A 16,598-nucleotide genomic window follows, 5' to 3' on the forward strand; every position below is an offset into this window, starting at 1 on the left:
AGACGACGATGAACCTGAAGATCGAGAGGGACGGCCGCGTCGTCATCGCGCGCCTGCACCGGCCCGAGGTGCTGAACGCGCTGACCACCGAGCTGATGGACGACCTCGTGGGCGCGCTGCGCCCGCTGGACCGCGACCCGGGTATCGGCTGCTTCCTGATCACCGGCTCCGACCGGGCCTTCTGCGCCGGGGCCGACATCCGGGAGATGGTCGTCAGGTCCGCTACCGACCTGGCAGAGGAGGACTACTTCGCGGGATGGGAGGAGTTCGCCGCGCTGCGCACCCCGAAGGTCGCCGCGGTCGCTGGGGCGGCGCTGGGTGGCGGCTGCGAGCTCGCGATGATGTGCGACGTCATCCTCGCCGCCGACACCGCGGTGTTCGGGCAGCCGGAGATCAGGCTCGGGGTGATCCCGGGCATCGGCGGCACCCAGCGCCTCACCCGGCTGATCGGACGGGCCAAGGCCATGGACCTGATCCTCACCGGACGCACGCTCGGCGCCGCGGAGGCGGAAAGCGCGGGCCTGGTCTCCCGGATCGTCCCCGCCGACGGCCTGCTGGAGGAGGCGACGCGGATCGCCACCACGATCGCCTCGTTCAGCAAACCGGCGACGGTGGCCGCCCGGGAGGCGGTCAACCGGGCGGACGAGACGTCCCTGCGCGAGGGCGTGCTCTTCGAGCGCCGCGCCTTCCACGCGCTCTTCGCCGGTCCGGACCAGTCGGAGGGCATGCGCGCCTTCCTGGAGAAGCGCACCCCGTCCTTCAACGATCAAGGGCGGTTCTGAATCCGCAGTTGCCGCTGGTGGAGCCGGGGGTGTTGGACGAGCGGGCCGCCACGCGGTAGCGGTGGCAGTACGACTCGTGGCACAGGTAGGAGCCGCCTCTGATCACCCGGCGCTCGCCAGAGGACGGGCCGCGCGGGTCCAGGAGGGGCGAGTGCGCGTAGAAGGTGGGGGAGAACCAGTCGGCGCACCACTCCCACACGTTGCCCGCCACCTCGTACAGGCCGAACCCGTTCGGCGGGTAGGTGCGCACGGGGGCGGTGGCCAGCCAGCCGTCCTCGGCGGAGTTGTGCACGGGGAAGTGGCCCTGCCAGATGTTGCACACCCACGCCCCGTCCGGGATCAGCGAGTCCCCCCAGGCGAACCGGCGGCCCGGCAGGCCGCCGCGGGCGGCGTACTCCCGTTCGGCCTCGGTGGGCAGCCGCCTGCCTGCCCACTGGCAGTACGCCTGCGCGTCGTGCCAGGACACGTGGACGACGGGATGGCCGGGCTCGACCTCCGACAGCGGGCCATAGGGATGGCGCCAGTCCGCCCCGCGCACCCGCACCCACCACGGCGCTGCCGGGTCCACGTCCACCACGTCGGACCGCCCGGCGGCCACGGCGGCGTGGAAGACCGACGAGACGCCCGCCCCCTCCGCCTCGGTGACATGGCCCGTGGCGGTGACGAAGGCGTCGAACTGCTCCACGGTCACCGCCGTCGCGTCCATACGGAACGGCGACAGCCGTACGGCATGCACGGGCGTCTCCCCGTCGGCGGGATAGCCCTCGTCGAACGGGTCGCCCATCAGGAACTCCCCGCCGGGCAACGCCACGTCGTCGTGCTCCGGAGGCACGGCCGCCGGGACGATCGCGGCAGGCCAGGAAGCCGTCGGCGCGGTGGACGGAGCGCAACAGGCCGTTGACGGTGTCATGGGCAGCAGTATATGAATCTACTCACATAAGTGCTGATGCACATAGGAGCTCTTCGGTGAAGTTCGAGTACGTCCTGCTCGCCCTGCTGTCCTTCCGTCCCTACAGCGGCTACGACCTGCGCAAGTGGCTGGAGGTCGAGGGCCAGTTCGTGCGTTCGCGCGCCCACCACAGCCAGATCTACCGGCTGCTCGGCCGGATGGTCGCCGACGGCTGGGTGGAGTTCGAGGTGGACCCGCGCGAGGGCCGCCCCGACGCCAAGGTCTACCGGCTGACCCCGCTCGGCCGTGAGGAGCTCCTCGCCTGGGTGCGCTCGCCGTACGACCCGCCGAGCAGGTTCCAGGACGCCGACTTCCTGACCCGGTTCGGCTTCGCCACCGCCCTCGACAGGGAGGCGGCGATCGCGCTGGTGCGTACCGAACTCGACTACCGCCGCGCGCAGGTGGCCCGCAACCGCAACCGGCCGCGCACGCTCCACTTCGAGGACCCGATCCCCGAGGTGGACGAGGCGATGGCGCAGGAGATCTTCGACCGGATGCACGAGCTGGGGGCCGGCGCGATGGACCAGTGGATCGAGTGGCTGGAGAGCACACTGGCGCGACTGGAGGACCGATGAAAGCGATCATGGTGATGTTCGACAGCCTCAACAGGCACCTGCTGCCGCCCTACGGAGGTGACTGGACGCACGCCCCCAACTTCGCCAGGCTCGCCGAGCGGGCGGTGAGCTTCGACAACTGCTACGCCGGTTCGATGCCCTGCATGCCGGCCCGCCGGGAGATCCACACCGGCCGCTACAACTTCCTGCACCGCAGCTGGGGGCCGCTGGAGCCGTTCGACGACTCCATGCCGGAGATCCTCAAGCAGAGCGGCGTCTACACCCACCTGGTCAGCGACCATCCGCACTACTGGGAGGACGGCGGCGCGACCTACCACGGCCGCTACAACACCTGGGAGTTCTTCCGCGGCCAGGAGGGCGACCCGTGGAAGGGCCAGGTCGCCGATCCGGAGATGCCCGAGGACCTGAAGCGGCAGCGCTTCGGCATCTACCGGCAGGACTGGGTGAACCGGGCGCACATGGCGACCGAGGACAGGCATCCGCAGACGCTCACCTTCGACGCGGGGCTGGAGTTCATCCGCACCAACCGGGAGGCGGACGGCTGGTTCGTGCAGATCGAGACGTTCGACCCGCACGAGCCGTTCTTCAGCCACAAGCGTTTCAAGGACCTCTACCCGCACGACTACGACGGCCCGCACTTCGACTGGCCCGACTACAAGCGGGTGGTGGAGACCGCCCCGCAGGTGGAGCACGCCCGGTTCGAGTACGCCGCGCTGCTGTCGATGTGCGACCACTCGCTGGGCCGGGTGCTCGACGCGATGGACGAGCACGGCCTGTGGGACGACACGCTGCTGATCGTCTGTACGGACCACGGCCTGCTGCTGGGGGAGAAGGGCTGGTGGGGCAAGAGCGTGCAGCCCTGGTACAACGAGCTGGTCCACCTACCGCTGTTCGCCTGGGACCCGCGCGCGGGCGTCGCGGGGGAGCGGCGCGAGGCGCTGGTGCAGACCATCGACCTGGCGCCGACGCTGCTGGAGTTCTTCGGCGTGGACAGGCCGGGGGACATGCAGGGCATCCCGCTGATGTCCGACGACTCCCGTGAGGCCGGGCTGTTCGGGATGTTCGGTGGCCACGTCAACGTCACCGACGGCCGCTACGTCTACATGCGGGCGCCCGTCTCGGCGGCGAACGCCCCGCTGCACGAGCACACGCTGATGCCCACGCACATGCGCGGCCGCTTCTCCCCGCAGGAGCTGGCCGACATCGAGCTGGCCGAGCCGTTCTCCTTCACCAAGGGCGTACGGACCATCAGGGTCGAGGGGCGCACCTTCTTCAACCCCCACCGGCACGGGACGCTCCTGTTCGACCTGGAGACCGACCCCGAGCAGGAATCACCACTGGTCGACGACGCCGCCGAGCTGCGCATGGCCGAACTGCTCGTGGGCCTCATGCGGGAGTGCGACAGCCCGCGGAGCCAGTTCGAACGGCTCGGCCTGCCGTACGAGGGGCCGGTCACCGAGGAGCACCTGCTGGTCAGGGCGCAGCGGGAGATCGCCGTCGCCGCTGGCGAACCGCTGCCCAAGCCAGGTGACTACCCCGAGGGCCGCTTCTCGCTGCGTACCCCCGTCGCGGCGCTGCTGTCCGATCCCGTCGCGGTCGAGGTGCTGCGCCGGCACGTGCCGGGGGTCGTCGACTCCGAGCTGCTCCAGATGCTCGGCGCCACGCCGCTGATCGACCTGGCCGCCATGGCCGGGGGCATGCTCCCCACCCCCCAGCTCCGCCTGATCGCCGAGGAGCTCGCCGAGCTCTGAGGCCAGCCGGAGCCGGTGACGAGGTTGCCCCCTCGTCACCGGCGACACCTTCCCCCTCCGGTCAAGAAAAGAGATGGCGCGTTGTCGCACACTATCGAACGAGCGCCTGCCCGGATTCGCGGACGCTGGCGACAGCTTTCGCTGCTGGGCGGCGCGATGCTGGTAGACAGCACCGAGGCCAGCCTGGTCAACAGCCTGTTTCCGGTCATCAGGCAGTCCCTCGGGCTCTCGCTCGGCGCCCTCGGGATCCTCTCGGCGGCAGGCAAGATCGTCGGTGTGTTCGCCGGCCCGATGTGGGTGTGGGTGGCCAGGCGCTGGTCACGCAAAGGCGTGCTGGTGCTCGCCACCGGACTGTGGGGAGTCTGGGGCATCGCCGCCGGATTCGCGCAGGACTTCACCCAGCTGCTGATCTTCTACACGATCCTCGCCGCCGGATACGCGGCCGCCCATCCGATCGTCACCGAGGTCATCGGCGACCTGTTCGACGCCTCCGCGCGCGGCAAGGCCGTCGGGCTGCTCTACGGAGTGATCGCCCTGGTCGGCTCCGTGCTCGGGCCGATCAAGGGGCAGCTCGCCAACGTCGACGACGGATGGCGCTGGGGCCTGTGGGGCGTCGGGGCCTTCAACGTGCTCCTCGGCCTCGCCGTACTGCTCTGGTTCCGCGACCCCGGCACCGGGGCGGCGGAACGGCAGCTCGCCGACCTCGACCCGGAGACCCGCGCGACCCAGGCCAAAGTGACCTGGGCCAGCGCGGTGGCACTACTGCGCATCCCCAGCTTCCTGATCCTGCTCGGCTCCCGGCTGCTGTCCGGCCACCTGCTCATCGGGACGTTCGGGGTGGTGTTCCTGGTCGACGTGTACGGCTTCAGCACGGCCACCGCCTCGATCGTGCTGCTGCCCTTCGGCGTCGGCTACTTCCTGGGCAACATCGCCGGGGGCTTCGCGGGCGACTGGGCGGTACGGCGCAGCCCGCGCTACGGGCTCGTCGCGGTCCTCCAGGCGGCGCAGATCGGCTTCGCCGTCGCGGCGCTGCTCGGCACCCAGATCCACTTCGACACCATCATCCCCTTCGCCGCCTTCTTCGCCCTGATGGGCGCCGCGCAGGGCGTCAACCCCGGCATCAACCGCCCCATGATCATGGCGATCACCCCGCCGGAACTGCGCGGCGCGGCCTTCGCCATCTACATCTCGATCTTCGAGGCGATCGGCTGGGCCGTCTTCAGCCTGTGCGCCGGGTTCCTCGGCGACCTGATCGGACTCAAGCAGGTGTTCCTCTGGGTGCTGGTCATCCTCATGCTGGCCAACGGCGCCTACCTGACCCTGCTCTACCGCCCCTACGCCCGCGACGTCGCCCGCGTCCAGGACGACCTGGACGCCCGCCGTGCGCGAGCCCTGAACACCCGAGCCGAGGACTGACCATGACCGAGCTGAACCTGGAAGAGAAGGCCGCGCTCACCTCCGGCGCGGGCTGGTGGCACACGGCGGAGCTGCCGGGCGTCCCCGCGGTCCGCATGGCCGACGGACCCCACGGCCTGCGCGCGCAGACCGAACGGGAGGCCGACCACCTCGGCATCGGCATCAGCGCCAGGGCCACCTGCTTCCCGCCCGCCGTCACCCTCGCCTCCACCTGGGACGTCGAGCTGGCCGCACGCGTCGGCAGCGCACTCGGGCGCGAAGCCCTGGCAGAAGGCGTGCACGTGCTGCTCGGCCCCGGCATCAACATCAAGCGGAGCCCCCTGTGCGGGCGCAACTTCGAGTACTTCTCCGAGGACCCGCTGCTCAGCGGCGCGCTCGGCGTCGCCTGGGTGAACGGCCTCCAGGCACAGGGCGTCGGCGCCTCACTCAAGCACTTCGCCGCCAACAACCAGGAGACCCGGCGCATGACGGTCAGCGCCGAGATCGACCCGCGTACCCTGCGGGAGATCTACCTCCCGGCGTTCCGCCGCGTGGTGACCCAGGCGGCGCCGTGGACGGTCATGTGCTCCTACAACCGGCTCAACGGCCTCCACGCCTCCCAGAACCCCTGGCTGCTGACCGAGGTGCTGCGCGAGGAATGGGGTTTCGGCGGGGTGGTCGTCTCCGACTGGGGCGCGGTCGTCGACCGGGTGCGTGCGCTCGCCGCCGGGCTCGACCTGGAGATGCCGACGTCATCCGGAGCGGGGCCCGCCCAGATCGTGGCGGCGGTACGCGCGGGCGCCCTCGACGAGGCCGTCCTGGACCGCAGCGCCGCCCGCGTGGTGGACCTCGCCCGCAAGGCGGCCGCCCATGCCCGCCCCGGCGCCGTCTACGACCACGACGCCCATCACGCCCTGGCGCGCGAGGTCGCCGCCCGCGGAGCCGTACTCCTCAAGAACGACGGCGACCTGCTGCCACTGGACCGCGCCCAGCGCGTCGCGATCATCGGCGAGTTCGCCCGCACCCCCCGCTACCAGGGTGAGGGCAGCTCGAAGGTGAACCCCACCCGCCTGGACGACGCGCTCAGCGCCCTCGCGCCCGTGGAGTTCGCGCCGGGCTTCCCCGTCGACGACCCAGCGGCCGACGTCGCCGCGCTGCGCGAGGAGGCCGTGCGGGTGGCCGCGGAGGCGGAGGTCGCCGTGCTCTTCCTCGGGCTGCCGCCGAGCTACGAGTCGGAGGGCTACGACCGCGACCACCTCGACCTGCCCGCTGAGCAGATCGAGCTCCTGGCCGCGGTGACCGCGGTCAACCCGAGGGTCGTGGTGGTGCTGGCCAACGGGGGAGTGGTCCGGGTGGCGGACTGGATCGGCGGCGTCCCCGCCGTCCTGGAGTGCTGGTTGGGCGGCCAGGCCAGTGGGTCCGCCGTGGCCGACCTGCTCTACGGCGTCGCCAACCCGTCCGGGCGGCTGGCCGAGACGATCCCGGTGCGGCTCGCCGACACCCCCGCCCACCTGCACTGGCCGGGCGACGGCGATCTGGCACCGTACGGCGAGGGCCTGTTCGTGGGCTACCGCTCCTACGACGCCAGGGAACTGGAGGTGTCCTTCCCGTTCGGGCACGGCCTGTCGTACACCACCTTCACCTACTCCGACCTGCGGGTGAGCGGGCTCACCGTCACCGTGGCGATCACCAACTCCGGCGGGCGCGCCGGTCACGAGGTGGTCCAGGTCTACGTGGGCGCTCCACGCTCTCGCGTACGGCGTGCCGTACGCGAGCTCAAGGGCTTCGCCGTCACCTTCCTGGAGCCCGGCCAGACCCAGGACGTCACGATCACGATCCCCCGCGAGGACCTGGCCTACTTCGACGCGACGGCCGACGCCTGGGTGGTGGAGGGGCTCGACTACGAGATCGCGGTCGGCGCCTCCAGCCGCGACATCAGGCTGACCACTCCCTTGCGCGTGCACGGCGACGCCGCGGGTGAGCTGGACCTCGACTCGACGCTCGGCGAATGGCTCGCCCACCCCGTCGGCGGGCCGCTCATCAACGAGCTGCTGGCCCGGGTGCGCACGGCGATGGGCGACGACTACCCGGCCGAGGGCAGCCCACGGCAGCGCGGCGTCGCCAACATGCGGCTCAGCCAGCTCGGCAGCCTCCCCATGGTGCCCATCGGCGAAGACGACCTCGCCCGGCTGATGGAAGGGCTGAGAGGTACGGCGGCGCCGTACCTCTCATGATCATCTAGCTGCGGTGGGAGTGCTGTGCCGCCGGGGTGGTGCCCGCGTTGCCGCCGTTGGCCGGGGCGGTCTCCGCGGACACGCTTCCCGCGGTCACGCCCAGACCGGCGGTGTAGAGGTGTTCGAAGAAGGTGCTGCCCGAGTTGGCGGTGGCGACGGCGATGGCCGGGTAGGCGTTGCCGCCGGGCACGATCGAGGTGGAGATGTAGTCGCCGACCATCGGGCCCTGGCTGGTGCTGGCGATCCAGGCCAGGTTCATGGGCCCGGCCAGCTGGGTGGAGGCGGACCAGGAGGCGCCGCCGTTGGTGGAGGAGCGGTAGCCCACGGTCAGCTGGCAGGTGGCCGCTGTGCAGCCGGCGGTCGGGTAGCGGTAGTAGGTGACGGCCAGCCGCGCGCTCGCGCCGGAGGTGGAGCGGTCCACGGCGACGCCGGGGATGAAGTGGTCGCCGCCGTCGTTGGTGACGCGGGTGATGGCGCTCCACTGCGTGCCGTTCGCGGAGGTGCTCATCACGATGTCGTTGGCCGGGCAGCCGGACTGGAAGCGGCAGTCCTGCCAGACGACGTACACCTTGCCCGAGGCGTCGATCTCCGCCGAGGGCAGCGGCCCGGTGCGCAGGCCGCCCGCGACGGTGTGGGTGTTGACGTTGGCGATCCGGCGGGTGCGTGACCAGGTGGCGCCGCCGTTGGTGGAGACGAAGGCGAGGATCTGCGTCTCGAAGGCGTTGGCGATCGGGACGACCACGGTGCCGTTGGGCTGCACGACGGGCTGGCCGCCGAGTCCGGTGGCGTTGTTGGCGGTGGCCTTCGGCGTGCCCCAGGTCAAGCCGCCGTCGGTGGAGGTGGACATCTGGATGCGGTCGCCGTCGCCGAAGTTGTCGTACTCGGTGTAGCAGTTGCCGTAGAACGGGCTGGTGGCGGTGGTGTCGCAGACGATCCAGTTCTTGTCGGGGTCGTTGCCGGTGCTGACCACGACGGGCGGACCCCAGGTGATGCCGTCAGCGGACCGGCTGGCCAGTACGGCGGCGCCGTGCACCCCACCGGCCTCCGACAGGCCGAGGGTGGAGGCGATCCAGACGCCGTCCTGGGGGTCGTAGGCGATGGCGGGGTCGGTGACGCGGTCGTACGGCCCGCCTTGGAAGGTGGTGATGCCGGGGAGGACGCCCTGCGTCCAGGTGGCGCCGTTGTTGGTGGAGGTGGCGAACGCGATGCCTGAGGCGCCGCCGTCGAAGAAGCGCCCGCTCTGGGCGACGGCGACGATGGTGGAGCCGAAGTGGTAGGTGTCGGGTTCGACGATGGTCTGGTGCTGGCTGGTGGGGTTGGTGAAGGGGTCGGCTCCGATCTGGGTGAGTGGCACGTTGGCCAGGGCTGGAGGGGCGAGCAGGACAAGTGCGGTGAGTGTGGCGAGGGGGAGGGTTGCCAGGCGGGATAAGCCGGATGCACCCATGTCGGCCTCCAGGGCTGCGGGGAAACCTCCTGAAAGTAGGCGCGTTTCGGGAGATCTTCCAGGCCCAAATAGATTCGGTCGGAAAAAATCCACATCCCCAGCAACCTCTGAGTGTGGTGGCGAACATGATGGCTCCACCCTTCATCGTCAGGGGGACCGGGAGCGGGCCGTGCACCTGGCCCGCGCCGGTCTGCGAAGCTGGCGCGATGAAGATGCTGGGGGCCGCTGGTTCCGTGACGTCCCACGACGGTGTCCTCGTCCGTCCCGGCAGGCCCGCGCGACGGGTGGTTGTTTCCGACGAGGTGTTCACGCGGCTACAGGCGGCCCAGGCAGTGGTCGCCCCGCGCGGCATCCGCCTGTTGCTGGTCCGAGGCTTCGAGGCAGGCTCGCCGTTGGTGCGGTTCGTGCGCCGACGGATGCGCGCCCTGGGCTCAAGGCTGTTCCGCTGGCTCTACCCCACACGGGCGTCGGAGGTGCGCGGCATCTTCGGCGCGAACGGCCACGATGACCCGGCGGCCAACGCCGTAGACGTCGCGATCGTCCTGGACGGACGCCGACTGAAGCTGCTACCTCATGGGGTGTTCACACCCCCACGTCTGGTCGAGGCCAACTATCGCTCTCACGAGGCCACGATCAGCCTGGTCCATGAGGCGCTGCGATCCGTCGGCCTGGCCGTACACCCCAACGCGGTCGAGGCGCTGCAGGTGCACTGCGCTCTGCCCGCCGAGGACGCCGCGCGACGGGGAAATGCCGATTGAAGTTCGCCACAGGAGATGGCTATTCACTCGTCCTTGCGATGCGCTGGATCACGGGATTGTCTGCCAGGCCGGGAATCTCCTGAATCAAGCGACTCTTTGCGGCGTTTGCGAAATCGGTCAGCTTGGATACGAGCTCTGCCGTGGTGGACGAAGCCTCTATTCCGCCCCTTGTTGAAGACGCCACCCTTACGCTGGAGCCGAGGGTGTGGAAGTGGATAACTTTGGTACTCTCTGTAAAATCAATGGCCGCGTCTTCGCCTGCTACCAACCGATCTGCCGCGTATGTGACACAAAGGGTGAAGTCCACAAGTGCTACGACCTGGCTGGATGACACGAAGCTCGTCCCATCAATGGCGAATTCCACAATGGCGCCGAAGTATTTATAACGCAAGTCCATTTCGCCTATAGAGGCTGCTTCTCTCTGCTTGGGCTTCTCCCATGTATTCCACCAGGCTGAATCAATACTCGGTACTGAGAATGTAAGGCTAATCATGGTCCATGATAGCGCCGATGTCCCGGCAGCGCTGAGCCCGGGAGGCGGGGGGGAACTTCGGGAGTTCTCCGCCGCCTACCCGGGCTTCCTGTCGCGATCAGGCGTCTTGCAAATACTTGATGGTGAACGGCTTCGCCAGGACCTGGTCCAGGACGTCGCGCACGTGGTGGAAATGCGGGGTCGTGAAGTGGAAGTCCAGCGCGTCCCGCCCCGTCCACTCCTCGACGATCACCATCCTGCGCGGGTCGTTGGGGTCGGTGTAAGGGTCGTAGGCCAGGCACCCCGCCTCGTCCAGCGACGGTTCGATCATGCCCTCCAGCGCGGTCCGCAACCGGTCCTCGTGACCTGCCTTGGCCTCGAAGGCTGCGATGACGGTCAGTGACATCTCACTACTCCTTACGGGCGGGTGGGGCCTTCGCCTGCGGCGGACTGCTCCAGCGCCTGGGTGATCTCGTCCATGTCGGCTGACGTGAGCGACAGGGTGGCCGCCGGTGTCCACCCGTCCACCTGGTCCGTACGGCGGGCGCCGACGATCGCGCCGGTCACCCCCGGCCAGGCCAGCGTCCAGGCCACGGCGACCGCCGAGACCGTGACGCCGTGCCGTACGGCAATCGGCCGCAACGCGTCGACCACGCGCAGCCGCGCGTCAAGCCCGGTGGTGAAGCTGGGATGCCCGGCCCGCCAGTCGTCGGAAGGCAGGTTCGCCGCGCGCTCCTTGGTGAACGCGCCGGTGAGCAGGCCGGACTCCAGCGGCGAGTAGACGATCACGCTGGTGCCGTGCTCCCTGGCCCAGGCGATCTCCGGCGCCGCCTTGCGGTTGAGCGCGGAGAACTGCGGCTGGATGGCGTCGACGTGCGCGATGCGCTCGGCGCGCTCGAGCTCGGCGGCGGAGTGGTTGGACAGGCCGATCGCGCCGACCTTGCCCTCCGCCTTGAGCTCGGCCATGACCTGCCAGTACTCCTCGAGCGGAATGGCCTTGTCCGAGACCCCTCCGCCGTTCCAGTCGAGCGGTTCGCCGGTGTCGGGCCAGTGCACCTGGTAGAGGTCGATCCGGTCGACGCCCAGCCTGCGCAGCGAGTCGTCCACCTCGCGGCGCACCTCCGCCATCGTCCTGCGTGGCGTCGCGCCGGGGTCGGCCGGGTCCCAGACGAGACCGCCCTTGGTGAACAGATAGGGGCGCTCGGCCGAGGGGAGGCCGGCGATCGCCTTGCCGACGACCTCCTCAGAGTGGCCGTAGCCGTAGACGGCCGCGGTGTCGATCCAGTTCACGCCTCGGGCGACGACGTGCCTGATGGTGGCGATGGAGTCGGCGTCGTCCTGGCTGCCCCAGCTCCAGCGCCAGCCGGCGCCGGCGATGGCCCAGGAGCCGAACCCGACCTTGCTGAGATCCTTCATGGTTTTACGTCCTTACGGCTGGCGGGTCGGGTAAACGGTGATCTGGGAGAGGTTGACGTGCTTGGGCTGCTCGACGGTGAACGCGATGACCTCGGCGATGTTCTCCGACGTCAGCCACTCGAAGGCCGCGCGCCACTGCCCCACGAAGGCGTTGACGCCCTCGTCGGTGACATGCCCCTGCAGCTCGGTCGCGGTCATGGCCGGTTCGACGGCCGTGACCCGCACGCCCTGCGGGCCGAGCTCGGCCCGCATCGTGCGCGACAGGTGGCTGACCGCCGCCTTCGTGGCGTTGTAGACCGCGAAGCCGGGAAAGACGACCTGCGCCACGATCGAGGAGGTGTTGACCAGGTCGGCCGGCCTGTCCTCCGCGCCCGCCGCGACCAGGTCGGGCAGGAAGGCGTCGATGGTGTTGAGCACGCCGTGGATGTTGACGTCCACCTCGCGCCGCCAGTCGGCGGTCTTGCGCTCCTGGATCGGCGCGGGCAGCATCACCCCGGCGTTGTTGATCACCAGGTCCACCGGGCCGAACGTCTCACGCACCTGGCCGGCGGCCGCGGCGACCGAGGCGGCGTCCGTGGTGTCCACCGTCACGGCCAGCGCCTCGCCGCCCGCTTCCTTGATCTCCTGAGCGAGCTGGTCCAGACGGTCGGTACGGCGGGCCAGCAGGGCGACCTTGGCGCCCTTGGCGGCCAGCAACCTGGCAGTGGCAGCACCGATCCCGCTGGAGGCACCGGTAACAACGGCCACGCGGTTGGCAAGCGACTTCATGATGTCCTGCTTCCTGTTAGCTTCTTGCGACGTCACCTATGTTGCTGCGGTCGCGAAGCCGTACCCAGGGCCGCGTTCAACCTGGGGGAGCCCCAACCTGGGTCTGTCAGAACCACCCTTAAGCTGGCCCGATGGACAACAAGGCAGAGCTTGGCGAATTTCTCCGGTCGCGCCGGGCGCGGTTGAAGCCGGACGAGGTCGGCCTGCCCATGTACGGCGAGCGCCGCCGGGTGCCGGGGTTGCGCAGGGAGGAGCTGGCCCAGCTCGCCGGGCTCAGCGTCGACTACTACGTGCGCTTCGAGCAGGGCAGGTCCGACAACGTGTCCGACGCGATCATCGACGCGGTCGCCTCGGCGCTCAGGCTCGACCGGGCCGAGCGGACGCACCTGCACAATCTGGCGCGCGGGGTGCGCGCGTCCACGCACAGGGAACCGGCGCAGGAGGTGCGTCCCGGGCTGCTGCGGCTCCTGGACGCGATCAAGGACACCCCCGCCTACATCGTGGGGCGGCGCACCGACATCCTGGCGTGGAACCCGCTGTTCGCCACGCTCACCGTCGACCTCGACGCGCTTTCCGCCGAGGAGCGCAACAAGGCGTGGCTGGTCTTCCGCAACGAGGACGTACGCAGCAGATACGTCAACTGGGAGACCAAGGCGCGCGACGTCGTGGCGTACCTGCGGATGGACCTGGGACGCCATCCCGGCGACCCGGCGTTCGACGCGCTCATCTCGCGGCTGTCGGCCGAGTCACCTGATTTCCAGCAGCTCTGGGCGGATCAGGAGGTGCGCGACAAGACGCACGGCGCCTACCACATGCGTCATCCGGTGGCGGGCGAGTTCACCCTGGCCTACGAGACCCTGCGCCTGCCGGACGACCCGGACCAGGCGCTCATCACCTACACGGCCGAGCCGGGGTCGCCGTCGGAGGCGGCGCTGCGGCTGATCGCCGGAGCCCAGTCCCTGACCAGCCACTGACACACCGCACACATGGCCAGGTCGCGGCCGGAGAGGCCGCGACCGTTGGCGTGTTCATGGCGTTGACGCCGCGGACTAGAGGCTGCGGGCGGTGATGTCGCCGTTGGAGGTGGTGGCGCGGATGTCGAGGACGGCGGCGCCGTCGTTCTTGAGGGCGTTGCTGATGCGGCCGTAGGCGGTGCCCGCGTCCAGGGAGGCCGAGACGCCTGCGGCGGCGGTCACCGTGATGCTGCCTGACTGGGTGGTGAGCACGACCAGGCCGCCGGTGGCCTCGGCGATCCGGATGTCGCCCCGCGCGGTGGTGATCTCCGCGGGACCGCCCAGGCGGCCGACCTCGACGTCGCCGTCGGTGGCGGTCAGGCGCAGGCTCGCGGTCTCCTCCAGCCTGATCTGGCTGTAGGCGCCCTCGAACACGACGTCGCCGAGGCGGCCGGTCGTCTTCAGCTCGGTGGCGTCCGTGCGGGCCTCGACGCGGGAACCGGTCGGGAGCGCGACCTTCACCTCGACCGAACCGGTGGAGCCGAGGTACTGGTTCTTCGTCACGTACTCGACGCGCAGCACGCCGTCGGCGTACTCGACCGTGGTCTGCTCGGCGGCCTTGACGTCGCGGGGCTTGGCGGCGTTCGCGGGCAGGACCTCGACGGTGGTGTCGGCGCGGTCGGTGGCGACGAACTGGACACGCCCGGCGGGGATGTTCAGGACGGTGGTGATCGGGGCGGCGGTGGCGAAGGTGTGCATGTCTGGAACTCCTTGTTCAGCGGCTGAACCGTTTGATGGGTCAACCATCGCCGAGCGCCCTGACACCGGGCTGTCGCCGTGCTGACGCGCCGCTTACACCGCGAGTTCCTGAGCCGAGGTAGCGAATATTCGGTGGTCAGCCTGGCCTCTGAGCACGAAGGATGGTGCGCATGACTTTGGCCACCCCGACGCTGCACACCGCTCGCCTGCGCCTGCGGCCCTTCACCGACGCCGACGAGGACCGTCTCTTCGCGCTGCACAGCAACGCCTACGTGATGCGCCACTGGGACTCCCCGGCGTGGACGGAACGGGCCCGCGCCAAGCGCTTCGTCGAGATGTGCCGGACGATGGCGGACGAAGGCACCGGGGCGCGGCTCGCCATCGACCGCGCTTCCGACGGGGCCTTCGCCGGCTGGTGCGCTCTGAACGGGTGGAACAAGGACTTCCGCAGCGCGTCGTTGGGCTACTGCCTCGTCGAGGAGATGTGGGGCCACGGCTACGCGACGGAGGCCGTGCGCGCGTTGCTGGAGTGGGCGTTCGACGCGATGGACCTGAACCGTGTCCAGGCGGAGGCCGATACGCGCAACGCGGCATCCGCCGGGGTCCTGGAGAAGGTTGGATTCGTCCGCGAAGGAACGATGCGGGAAGACTGCGTCGTCAACGGGGAGGTATCCGACTCGTGGGTGTTCGGCCTGATCAGGCGAGAGTGGCAACCGTCGGCCGTGGCGCCGCCCAGGTCCTCCCCAGCCTCCTGATCGCCCTCTCGATCGAGATGGGGCGCCCCGCGCGTCACAGGTGACCGCGCGGGGCGCCGGGCGTCAGCCGTACAGGATCAGAAGAACCAGCCGGGCACGCGGGCTTCCGGTGCGACGAGGTCCTGCAAGGATCGGGTCTCGGACGGTGGCACCGCGGGGCAGCGGGCGCCGGGCGCCGGGAGCTTCAGCGTCAGCAGGTACGCGTCGATGGCGCCGGTGGCGCAGTCGCCGCGGCCGTACACGATGTGGCCCCAGCCCTCGTAGGTCAGCAGCCGCCCGGAACGGCCGAGCTGCCGCGTTGTGCTGAGCGCCCACGGGTAGACCGTCGCCGGGTCGTGCAGGGCGTTGGCCACCAGCAGCGGCGTCCTGGTGCGGACCTTCAGCTCGTGCTGCGGGTTGGGGATCGGGTCGGGCGTCCCGAGGCAGACGGTGGTGGAGTAGAGCCCCATGGTGCTGTACCGCATGTCGGGCGCGATCCGCGCCTGCCGCCGCAGGTGCGAGCTCCACTCGCGGAAGTCGCGGATCGGTAGCCGGAAGTCCAGGCAGAAGATCTGGCTCGGGTTGGGGGAGACCTCCTGCGACGCCAGGCTCAGGGCGTCCTGGCGGAGGGTCCCGCCGCTGGACAGCTGGTCGATGCCCTGGGAGAGCTCCGGCCAGGCGCGCGGATCGTAGAAGGCCCCGATCGCGGAGTTGATGATCTCAAGCGCGGACACCGGCGTCTCCGGACGGGACGGATCGACGATCTCGCCGCGGTCGGCCCGCTCCAGGAGGTCCTTCCAGATCGCCCGCAGGTCCTTGCCGTGCTGGAGGCAGGAGGAGTCGCGCTCGCACCAGGCGGCGAACTCGTTGAAGCCGTCCTGCGCCCCCCAGGTCTCGGTGTCCATGAAGGCGCGGGTGCCGAGGCTGTGGTCCATGGTGCTGTCGAGCGTCGCGGCGCGGACCCGGTGCGGGAACGTCTCGGCGTACAGCTGGCCGAGCAGGCTGCCGTACGAGCCGCCCCAGTAGCTGACCTGGCGCTCGCCGAGGGCGGCGCGGAAGGCGTCGAGGTCCCTTGCGGTGCTGAGCGAGTCGACGTGGTCGAAGACCGGGCCGGTACGCGCCCTGCAGTCGGCGCGCAGGCGCGCGTTGTAGGCCAGCCACTTGTCGAAGTCGGCCTGGCTCTTCATGATCGGGTCGGGGGCCTGCGTCATCAGCTCCGTCGAGCAGACCACCGGGTTGCTGCGGTTGGTGCCGCGCACGTCGAAGCCGACCATGTCGAAGCGGCGCGCCAGCTCGGGGCTGAACCTGCGGTGGCTCCCGAGCACCAGGTTCACCCCGGAACCGCCGGGCCCGCCCGCCCCCAGCACGAGCACGCCTATGCGGCTGGCGGGGTCGGTGGCCTTGCGCCGGGCGACGGTCAGGGTGAGCGTGCCGGCGCCGGGGTTGTTCCAGTCGACGGGTACGGCAAGCGTCCCGCATTCCGCGGTGGCGTCCTCGGGGCAGGGCGCCCAGGGGATCGCGGCCGGCGTCCGGGCCGTGGCCATGGGGGTGAGGAGCGACAGAGGAACGATCAGCCCTAACAAGAGGGCGGCGAGTCTTCGCATGACT

16 protein-coding genes are annotated in these 16,598 nt (G+C 70.0%); 8 read left to right on the forward strand and 8 right to left on the reverse strand.

What is annotated here, in order from left to right; all coding sequences use genetic code 11:
• Window positions 1–8: 8 nt before the first annotated feature.
• Window positions 9–782, forward strand: a complete 774-nt coding sequence (locus tag ACIBG8_RS04545; protein ID WP_397341104.1) for an enoyl-CoA hydratase-related protein — start codon at window positions 9–11, stop codon at window positions 780–782.
• Here ACIBG8_RS04545 and ACIBG8_RS04550 read toward each other — a convergent pair.
• Window positions 760–1,692, reverse strand: coding sequence for a formylglycine-generating enzyme family protein (locus tag ACIBG8_RS04550; RefSeq protein WP_397341105.1), 933 nt, complete (start codon window positions 1,690–1,692; stop codon window positions 760–762). The genes ACIBG8_RS04545 and ACIBG8_RS04550 overlap by 23 nt on opposite strands.
• A 56-nt stretch (window positions 1,693–1,748) precedes the next feature.
• On the opposite strand from ACIBG8_RS04550, the gene ACIBG8_RS04555 reads away from it, so the two are divergent.
• The 4 genes from ACIBG8_RS04555 to ACIBG8_RS04570 all read left to right on the forward strand — a co-directional run bounded on the left by ACIBG8_RS04555 (window position 1,749) and on the right by ACIBG8_RS04570 (window position 7,686).
• Window positions 1,749–2,306 (forward strand): PadR family transcriptional regulator, encoded by a 558-nt coding sequence (locus tag ACIBG8_RS04555; protein WP_397341106.1) that lies wholly within the window; start codon window positions 1,749–1,751, stop codon window positions 2,304–2,306.
• Window positions 2,303–4,057 (forward strand): sulfatase, encoded by a 1,755-nt coding sequence (locus ACIBG8_RS04560; RefSeq protein WP_397341107.1) that lies wholly within the window; start codon window positions 2,303–2,305, stop codon window positions 4,055–4,057. The genes ACIBG8_RS04555 and ACIBG8_RS04560 overlap by 4 nt, the downstream gene beginning before the upstream one ends.
• Window positions 4,058–4,213: 156 nt before the next feature.
• The gene (locus tag ACIBG8_RS04565) at window positions 4,214–5,473 is read left to right on the forward strand and encodes an MFS transporter (protein WP_397341108.1); all 1,260 of its coding nucleotides are present in this window, start codon (window positions 4,214–4,216) and stop codon (window positions 5,471–5,473) included.
• Window positions 5,474–5,475: 2 nt separating this feature from the next.
• Window positions 5,476–7,686: a glycoside hydrolase family 3 C-terminal domain-containing protein gene (locus ACIBG8_RS04570; RefSeq protein ID WP_397341109.1), complete on the forward strand. Its 2,211-nt coding sequence runs from the start codon at window positions 5,476–5,478 to the stop codon at window positions 7,684–7,686.
• Window positions 7,687–7,690: 4 nt separating this feature from the next.
• Here the strand turns inward: ACIBG8_RS04570 and ACIBG8_RS04575 are convergent, their stop codons facing one another.
• Window positions 7,691–9,130: a sialidase family protein gene (locus ACIBG8_RS04575; RefSeq protein ID WP_397341110.1), complete on the reverse strand. Its 1,440-nt coding sequence runs from the start codon at window positions 9,128–9,130 to the stop codon at window positions 7,691–7,693.
• A 206-nt stretch (window positions 9,131–9,336) separates the two neighbouring features.
• Here ACIBG8_RS04575 and ACIBG8_RS04580 point away from each other — a divergent pair, with 206 nt between their 5' ends.
• Window positions 9,337–9,888 (forward strand): hypothetical protein, encoded by a 552-nt coding sequence (locus ACIBG8_RS04580; RefSeq protein ID WP_397341111.1) that lies wholly within the window; start codon window positions 9,337–9,339, stop codon window positions 9,886–9,888.
• 19 nt (window positions 9,889–9,907) lie between these two features.
• Here ACIBG8_RS04580 and ACIBG8_RS04585 read toward each other — a convergent pair whose 3' ends face one another.
• The 4 genes from ACIBG8_RS04585 to ACIBG8_RS04600 all read right to left on the reverse strand — a co-directional run bounded on the left by ACIBG8_RS04585 (window position 9,908) and on the right by ACIBG8_RS04600 (window position 12,544).
• A complete protein-coding gene (locus tag ACIBG8_RS04585; protein ID WP_397341112.1) occupies window positions 9,908–10,285 on the reverse strand; it encodes a hypothetical protein in 378 nt (125 codons plus the stop codon).
• A 193-nt stretch (window positions 10,286–10,478) separates the two neighbouring features.
• The gene (locus ACIBG8_RS04590; RefSeq protein ID WP_397341113.1) at window positions 10,479–10,766 is read right to left on the reverse strand and encodes a putative quinol monooxygenase; all 288 of its coding nucleotides are present in this window, start codon (window positions 10,764–10,766) and stop codon (window positions 10,479–10,481) included.
• An 11-nt stretch (window positions 10,767–10,777) separates the two neighbouring features.
• Window positions 10,778–11,776: an aldo/keto reductase gene (locus ACIBG8_RS04595; RefSeq protein WP_397341114.1), complete on the reverse strand. Its 999-nt coding sequence runs from the start codon at window positions 11,774–11,776 to the stop codon at window positions 10,778–10,780.
• A gap of 12 nt (window positions 11,777–11,788) precedes the next feature.
• The gene (locus ACIBG8_RS04600; RefSeq protein ID WP_397341115.1) at window positions 11,789–12,544 is read right to left on the reverse strand and encodes an SDR family oxidoreductase; all 756 of its coding nucleotides are present in this window, start codon (window positions 12,542–12,544) and stop codon (window positions 11,789–11,791) included.
• 131 nt (window positions 12,545–12,675) lie between these two features.
• Between ACIBG8_RS04600 and ACIBG8_RS04605 the strand changes: the two genes are divergently transcribed.
• The gene (locus ACIBG8_RS04605) at window positions 12,676–13,518 is read left to right on the forward strand and encodes a helix-turn-helix transcriptional regulator (protein ID WP_397341116.1); all 843 of its coding nucleotides are present in this window, start codon (window positions 12,676–12,678) and stop codon (window positions 13,516–13,518) included.
• 75 nt (window positions 13,519–13,593) lie between these two features.
• Here ACIBG8_RS04605 and ACIBG8_RS04610 read toward each other — a convergent pair whose 3' ends face one another.
• The gene (locus ACIBG8_RS04610; RefSeq protein ID WP_397341117.1) at window positions 13,594–14,256 is read right to left on the reverse strand and encodes a DUF4097 family beta strand repeat-containing protein; all 663 of its coding nucleotides are present in this window, start codon (window positions 14,254–14,256) and stop codon (window positions 13,594–13,596) included.
• Between the two features lie 170 nt (window positions 14,257–14,426).
• On the opposite strand from ACIBG8_RS04610, the gene ACIBG8_RS04615 reads away from it, so the two are divergent.
• Window positions 14,427–15,011 carry a GNAT family N-acetyltransferase gene (locus tag ACIBG8_RS04615; RefSeq protein WP_397341118.1) on the forward strand — a complete coding sequence of 195 codons (585 nt, stop codon included), beginning with the start codon at window positions 14,427–14,429 and terminating at the stop codon, window positions 15,009–15,011.
• A 77-nt stretch (window positions 15,012–15,088) separates the two neighbouring features.
• On the opposite strand, the gene ACIBG8_RS04620 is transcribed toward ACIBG8_RS04615, so the two are convergent.
• Complete coding sequence (locus ACIBG8_RS04620) at window positions 15,089–16,594, reverse strand: alpha/beta hydrolase (protein WP_397341119.1); 1,506 nt, start codon at window positions 16,592–16,594, stop codon at window positions 15,089–15,091.
• Window positions 16,595–16,598 lie beyond the last annotated feature (4 nt).

It is taken from the genome of Nonomuraea sp. NPDC050556 (genome assembly GCF_044457355.1).
Lineage (GTDB): Bacteria > Actinomycetota > Actinomycetes > Streptosporangiales > Streptosporangiaceae > Nonomuraea.